This is a genomic window from Edaphobacter sp., assembly GCF_035763405.1.
Lineage (GTDB): Bacteria > Acidobacteriota > Terriglobia > Terriglobales > Acidobacteriaceae > Edaphobacter.
This window is the reverse complement of sequence record NZ_DASUBE010000024.1, coordinates 1-6,370: the sequence shown is the minus strand read 5'-3', so window position 1 is coordinate 6,370 and position 6,370 is coordinate 1. Positions and strand designations below refer to the sequence as shown.

General features: G+C 61.1%; 4 protein-coding genes. 1 reads left to right on the top strand and 3 read right to left on the bottom strand.

Annotated features, from left to right (window positions below; all coding sequences use genetic code 11):
- Positions 1 to 3: 3 nt before the first annotated feature.
- Entirely contained in the window at positions 4 to 1,296 is a 1,293-nt protein-coding gene (eno, locus tag VFU66_RS02425) for a phosphopyruvate hydratase (RefSeq protein WP_326444639.1), read from the bottom strand.
- A gap of 555 nt (positions 1,297 to 1,851) precedes the next feature.
- On the opposite strand from eno, the gene VFU66_RS02420 reads away from it, so the two are divergent.
- The gene (locus VFU66_RS02420) at positions 1,852 to 2,787 is read left to right on the top strand and encodes a hypothetical protein (protein ID WP_326444638.1); all 936 of its coding nucleotides are present in this window, start codon (positions 1,852 to 1,854) and stop codon (positions 2,785 to 2,787) included.
- A gap of 179 nt (positions 2,788 to 2,966) precedes the next feature.
- Here the strand turns inward: VFU66_RS02420 and VFU66_RS02415 are convergent, their stop codons facing one another.
- A complete protein-coding gene (locus VFU66_RS02415) occupies positions 2,967 to 3,626 on the bottom strand; it encodes a DUF1349 domain-containing protein (protein WP_326444637.1) in 660 nt (219 codons plus the stop codon).
- A gap of 157 nt (positions 3,627 to 3,783) precedes the next feature.
- Complete coding sequence (locus tag VFU66_RS02410; protein ID WP_326444636.1) at positions 3,784 to 6,255, bottom strand: protein kinase domain-containing protein; 2,472 nt, start codon at positions 6,253 to 6,255, stop codon at positions 3,784 to 3,786.
- Positions 6,256 to 6,370 lie beyond the last annotated feature (115 nt).

Sequence of the window (6,370 nt, the reverse complement as noted above, 5' to 3'; positions counted from 1 at the left end):
CCGCTACTGCCCGAAGTTGACCGACTCAATTCCCAGAAACTGCGCCGCCTGCCCCAACTCTTCTTCAATCCGAAGTAGCTGGTTGTACTTGGCGATGCGGTCCGTGCGACTGGCCGATCCTGTCTTGATCTGTCCTGCGCCCGTGCCAACCGCGAGGTCAGCAATGAACGTGTCTTCGGTCTCGCCCGAGCGGTGCGAGATGATCGACGTATACCCATAACGCCGTGCCAGCTCAATCGCATCCAGCGTCTCTGAGATCGTCCCAATCTGGTTCACCTTAATCAGGATCGAGTTGGCAATCTTCTGCTCGATGCCCTGCTGCAACCGCGTCGTGTTCGTGACGAACAAATCATCGCCCACAAGCTGCACAATGTCGCCGATCTTCTCGGTCATCAGCTTCCAGCCGTCCCAGTCGTCCTCGGCCAGGCCGTCTTCGAGAGAAACAATAGGATACTGGCGCACCCAGTTCTCCCAGAACGCAGCCATCTCGGCCGAAGTCTTCTCGCTCTTGTCCGACTTCTTGAAGATGTACTTGCCCTTGTCCTTGTCGTAAAACTCGCTCGAGGCCGGATCGAGCGCAATCGAGATGTCCTCGCCGGGCTTGTAACCGGCAAGCTGGATCGCTTCGAGAATCAGTTCAATCGCCTCGGCGTTCGACTTCAAGCTCGGCGCAAATCCGCCTTCGTCGCCGACAGCAGTGTTGTAGCCCTTCTTCTTCAGCACGCCTTTCAGTGTGTGGAACACTTCCGTACCCCAACGCAGCGCATCCGAAAACGACTCCGCGCCCACCGGCATCACCATGAACTCCTGAAAGTCCACGTTCGAGTCAGCGTGCGAGCCGCCGTTCAAAATGTTCATCATCGGCGTAGGCAACAGGCAGGCATTCACGCCACCGAGGTAGCGATAGAGCGGCAGCTTCAGCGCGGCGGCCGAGGCGCGCGCGCAGGCCATCGAGACCGCAAGAATCGCATTCGCGCCCAGCTTGCCCTTGTTCTCCGTGCCGTCCAGCGCAATCATCGTCGCGTCAATCAGCCGCTGGTTCGAAGCGTCCATGCCGGTCAGCTCGGGCGCCAGCACCGACTCCACATTCTCCACGGCATTCAGCACGCCCTTGCCCAGGTAGTGCTGCTTGTCGCCATCGCGCAACTCTACGGCCTCATGCTCGCCGGTAGAGGCTCCGCTCGGAACCGCCGCTCGGCCTTTGGCTCCGCCGTCGAGCGTAACGTCGGCTTCGACAGTGGGGTTTCCGCGTGAGTCCAGAATCTCACGCGCGTGTATCGAGACAATCTCTGTCATGTTGCTCCTCTGTGTGGGGGTTCTAAAATTTTGTTCGACGACGCGGTGCATCAGCCGGTCGTTCAGCTTCGGACGGCGGTCTACAGAGACCGTGCGACCGCCCGGAAGAGCAATCGCCTGGACTATATCTGCTTTAAATGGACTCACCAAAGCTGATTCTAACAAAGGATTTCGACAGGCTGGGGGAACCTTCGTATTTCCATTCCGCACCCTGAGCGAAGTCGAAGGGGAAGGAATCTACCTTTTCCTTGAACCAGCACAAACCCTCAGATGCCCCATCCTTCGCAACTTCATCGCGAAGGATGGGAGGGTACAAACCTCACCCACCCCAATACCAGCCCCAAAAACGCGTCATCTCGACCGAAGGCGGCGCTTTTTGCCGCCGCAGCGGAGAGACCCCCGTATTTCGCGCCCTCCATCCACACGCCGGATTGTTAGCAGGGTCGATTCCCTGCCATGAATTTGCCACACACACATCCGGGGAGAATCTACCCTTTTGGTTGGGGCAAGCGTCGTACCAACAGGCGCTTTTATCCCTCTACGAGGAACCAAGCCATGAAAGTACAACTCACCGTCGCTGCGTTTGTCATTGCCACCCTGCCCGCTCTGGGATACAGCCAGATGACCGGCGTCTCGCACCCGGATGAGACCGATATTTCGACCAGTGAGCAGGCCCAGCCGACGCCCGTGCTCACCCCGCGCACCCAGCCGGCCAAGCCCGCCGCCGGAACCCCGGCCGCAGCGCCCGCCGTCACCTACGGGCCATACGTCCCCTACACAGGACCCAAGGTCGCTGGCACCACCGCCGCCCCCACTACAGCAGACTATGAGGCCGCCGACGAGGCCCTGCCCGATGGCACCGCCGACGGCAAGATCGTCACCAGTGTCCCCGACGTTCCCGGACAGCTTCGTGAAGGCACCCTATTGCAAACGCGAATGTTGGAAGAACTCTCCACCTCCACCACCGCACCCGGCTCACGCTTTACCGCCGAGATCATGGCCCCCGTCGAAAAGGACGGTCGCATCATCATCCCCATCGGCTCCATCCTCGAAGGAACTGTAACGAGCGTGCACGAGGGCCACAGAATCACCGGCGCAGCCTCGATGCATCTGGAGACCCGCGACATCCTCCTCCCGGACGGCACCAGGTACGTCGTCCATGCACAGTTGACCGACACCAGCCGCAGCGACTTCAACGTGAACAATGAGGGCACACTGAAGCGCCGCGACAACAGAAAGCAGGAGGCCGGAATCCTCGCGTTGACCGCCGGCAGCGGTGCCGCAGCCGGTGCCATGGTCGGCGGCGGAGTCGGCGCGCTGGTCGGCGCAGGTCTCGGCGCAGGTGTCAGTTCGATCATGTGGTCCAAGGCCGACCGTCAGGCCACGCTGCCCAAGGACGTTCGCCTCACCTTCAGCCTCACCACTCCAATGATGATTACGCCCCTCAGCGGCGCCACCGCAAATACCGCAGCGCTCGCTCCCGCACAATAACAGCACCCGCATCATCACCAGAGAAACGCCCCGGTCTGCCCGGAGCGTTTCTCTTTGCAATCCACTTTTTTCTTGCCATTCTCTCTTGTCGTCATCCCCGAAGGGAATCTGCGTCTCGCACCGTCACGCACGAACTACACCCCGATGGAAAATGCCTGTCGTCTCAACGGAATCCTGAATCATCCCACAGACAATTTGACTGAATCGAAGTACGCCTCCACACCCTGCCCCTCTGTAGACGCGCACAACAGCCCGACCTCCAGCGACGGCTGAGCAGGAAAATACGCCTGGCGCACAGACTGAAACGTCTTGCCATCAAGCGAGCACAGCGCCTCGATCGATTCCTTTCTGCGAACGATGCGCCACCAGACAGGATCGGTCTGCGTCAGGTCCTTCATTGTCGCCCAGTCCGAGAAGCCGCGCGTCACAACGGTGCTGGCATACCGGACGCCATCGATAAACTCAATGCCGCCCTTCATCCAGTTTTCCGCATCGTGACGCACCATAAATCCCGCCTGGTCGTAACGTGAGACAAAGCGCCCGTTGATTCTTGCCTCGAACGTAAAGTCACCCGCAACCGTCAGATGAAAGAAATTCCCGTCGTCGATAATCCAGTCGGGGAGCCGGTAGAAATCCGCCTTAGGAGTCGAATGCACCGTAAGCTTTCCGCCTTCAAGATGAAACGAAGGCGGCTCGTTCATCCATTTCATCCGCAAGAGCGGATCAGATTGCGTCGCCGGTCCCTCGGCGGCAAGAAATGACGCGGTTCCGGCAAGCTGCGCCAAACACCCGTACTTAATCGATTGAGATAGAAATGTCCGGCGGTCCGAATAAGCCATGCGTTCTCCCTTGGAGGGATTCTAGCAGGGCCCTTGAGCATCTCCATTCCATAGCGCAGCGAAGGAGCGTACTGTCCTATGAACTGGCACAAGCCCTCGGATGCCCATCCTTCGCGGCTTCATGCGAAGGGTGGGAACGCACAAACCTCTCCCACCCCTAGTCCCGCACCTGCGCCAGCAGCCGCTTCCAGTTCTTCTGATTGCGGCGATAGCTCTTCTTCAGGTCTTCGAGGATGCGCTCGAAATCCGTGTGCCCCTGCAGCTTCCGCCACGCAGGATTCTTCGAGAACCACGGATAGTTCTCGTTGCCCAGGTAGATGGCGCGGCGCAGCCAGTGCAGCGCCTCCGACTCATCACCTTCGAGAGCAAAGTAGGTAGCCAGACGATAAGCCATCTCACTGTCAGCCTCGGCGGCGGAGAGCGTCTCGTCGATGATGAACGTAGCGGCCTTCTCGCGCTCGCCAAGCTGCACGTAGCAGAGCGCAATCGTCGGGAAGACGATGCGGATCGATTTCTCGTCGCGGATGACGCCTTCAAGCGTCTCGATGGCTTTGGTCAAATCGCCTGTGCGCATCTGCTGGTAGCCGAGCGAGATGCGCAGCATCGGCTGCTTCGGCTCAAGCGTCAGTCCCTTTTCCAGCTCGTCGGCGGCAAGTTCGAGCTGGTTTTGATACTGATAGACGCGCGCGCGATGGTTGTAGATCATCGCCGCATTCGATGGATTCATACGCAGCGAAGCGTTGAACTGCTCCATCGCTTCGTCGTACATGCCGTCGATGCGCAGTGTCAGACCGGCGACCAGGCGCACATTCCAGTCGTTGCCGGCGGTCTGGAGCAGGTGCTCGATGCCGTGGCGAGCGGACTCCTTCTCGCCGCGCGAGAGCAGCATGTAGACACGGTAGAGGTTCGCTTCGACCGATCCGGGATCGAGCGCGAGTGCCTTATCGAAGGCGCGGCGCGCTTCGACCAGGTGCATCTGTCCGCCGAGTCCGTGGCGCGTGTACTGCAGGTGCGCGATGCCCAGGCCGGACCAGCCGGGCGCGTACTTCTCGTCGAGCTTGACGACCGAGGAAAAGAGCTCTGTCGCGCGGTCGAGTTCGTCGCGGCTTCCCGTGCGCGTCATAAACGACGAGAGCAGCGCGCGGGCGCGAAGATACTCTTCGGACAAATCCTCCGAGAGCGGCTCGGCGCGGTGCTGGTTCTCGTTCGCCGTCGTTTGCAGGTTGCCGAAGCCTTGCAGCGTGCTGAAGACCTCGTTGCAGATCTCGGCCTGCACGCTCACCAGGTCGAACGACGCGACATTGATCGAGCCTCCCGCGCGAACGCTCTGACCGTTCACATCGAGCAGTTGCCAGTTCAGGTCGAAGCCTTTGTCAGAGCGAAGAAAGTTTCCCGCGAGCACGAAGTTCACCATCAGCTTCTTGCCGATCGAGAGCGGGTCAAGCTGCTGCGTCGGCACCGTCATCAGCGAGCTGGACGGCCTGACTACGAGCGTGGACATGCGGGCCAGCCGTGCAGCGATGGCGTCTGCCAGTGCGTAGCCATAGAGCGGAGCAACGTCGGCGGGGCCGAAGTTCACGAAGGGCAGGACGACGATGCTGTTCTGCCTGCTGGCGGCCGAGGTGCTCGATTCGCGGAACCGCTCGGCGAGCATCGAGAGGATGCCGGTCGTTCGCTTCTCTTCCTCCGGCGTTTCGAGCGAGACGACCGGCTCGCCGGGGATGACAACCGAGTCGAGCTGCATGGCCATCATGATGGTCTTGAGCGCCTCGCGGACCTCGGCGGCGGACCCGAAGCGGGCCGAAGGCTGCTTCTCCAGGCAGCGCAGGATGACGCTCTCCAGCTCGACCGGGAGGTGCGGTGCGATCTCGCGGATCGAGGGCGGGTCGGCGTACTGGGTGGCGCGGATGGTCTGGAACTCGGGGGCGTCGGGGCGGTGGAAGGGATGGCGGCCGGTGGCGAGCTCGTAGAGGACGAGGCCGAGGGCGAAGATGTCGGACTGGACGCTGGACTGGCCGGTGACGAACTGCTCAGGCGCCATGTAGGCGATGGTGCCTCCGCGCGCGGTGTAGGTGGCGCCGGCGAGCGGCACGCCGGGCTTGTTGGCAGGGCCAGAGGGATCGAAGTCGAGCTTCTCGGGCGCGAGGCGGCGGGCGAGGCCGAAGTCGAGGATCTTGATGAGGCCGCCGTCGGTCAACATGACGTTGGCGGGCTTCAGGTCACGGTGGAAGATGCCGAGCGAGTGCGCAGCGGAGAGACCGTCGGAGATCTGAATGCCTGCGGAGAGAACAAGTTGCAGGCTGGCGGGGCCTTCGGCGATGAGCTTGTCGAGGCTCTTGCCGGGGATGTACTGCATGACGATGTAGGCTTCTTCGCCGTCGCCGCTCTCGGCCGGGACGACGCCGACCTCATAGATGGCGCAGACGTTGGGGTGGTCGATGGCCGAGGCCATGCGCGCCTCGCGGAGCTGGGTGGCGCGCATCTGCTCGGTCGATAAGTTTCCTCGCTTGAGCAATTTGAGCACGACTGGTCGCTGGAGGAGGGTGTCGTTGGCGAGAAAGACGACTCCGCTGCCACCTGCTCCGATCTTGCGGACAATTTCGTAGTGCTCGATTTCGCGGCGCTTCATAGGTCCATTATTGCAAGTCGGGCGGTGGGAAATCGTCACGGCTCAGTGAAGGCTTAACGCCGACCTTCACCGATGACACCGATCTGGGACCTCGGTACCCCCTCCCCTACTTTTT

Coding starts and splice junctions, on each gene's coding strand:
- VFU66_RS02420 (WP_326444638.1), top strand. CDS start 1,852: ATGAAAGTACAACTCACCGTCGCTGCGTTTGTCATTGCCACCCTGCCC.
- eno (WP_326444639.1), bottom strand. CDS start 1,296: ATGACAGAGATTGTCTCGATACACGCGCGTGAGATTCTGGACTCACGC.
- VFU66_RS02410 (WP_326444636.1), bottom strand. CDS start 6,255: ATGAAGCGCCGCGAAATCGAGCACTACGAAATTGTCCGCAAGATCGGA.
- VFU66_RS02415 (WP_326444637.1), bottom strand. CDS start 3,626: ATGGCTTATTCGGACCGCCGGACATTTCTATCTCAATCGATTAAGTAC.